General features: G+C 48.7%; 1 pseudogene. It reads left to right on the top strand.

Annotation, left to right across the window (positions count from 1 at the left end):
- Positions 1-211: 211 nt before the first annotated feature.
- Positions 212-437: pseudogene (locus tag ACTHTQ_RS11440) on the top strand (chloride channel protein); the annotation flags it as partial.

Below are 437 nucleotides of genomic sequence, written 5' to 3'. Positions count from 1 at the left end.
CGGCGTATCAGGAAAGAAAAATGATAAAGATCAGAAATATATGTTCCCTTATAACGGCAAAACCCACGTCGCCCCCAAAAACTACCCCTTGGGCGGACAATAGTTCCCTTAAAAAACGCTTTGATCAAACCATTACTACCTCAAGTCAAATCCCGTGAAAGAAACACATAAACTTTGGGCCGCCCTCATCATTACCGGCATCATCGGCGGCATGGTCGGCATTGTATTAACCGAAATCATGCATACAATTCAACATCTTGCCTATGGTTACGGTTCAGACGGCCTATACTTTTCATTCCGAGAGGGCGTGGCGCAGGCAAGTCCAGAGCGGCGTATCGGTGTGATGGCTTTTTGCGGCGTGGTGGTCGGCTTGGGGTGGTGGTTGCTCAAACGCTACAGCAGGCCGCAACCGAGCATTAAAGCCGTGGTTAAAAATC

Source organism: Neisseria sp. P0020.S003 (assembly GCF_051957095.1).
GTDB lineage: Bacteria > Pseudomonadota > Gammaproteobacteria > Burkholderiales > Neisseriaceae > Neisseria > Neisseria subflava.
Note: the sequence above shows the minus strand (reverse complement) of the source record. Positions and strands in the feature narration are given on the sequence as shown.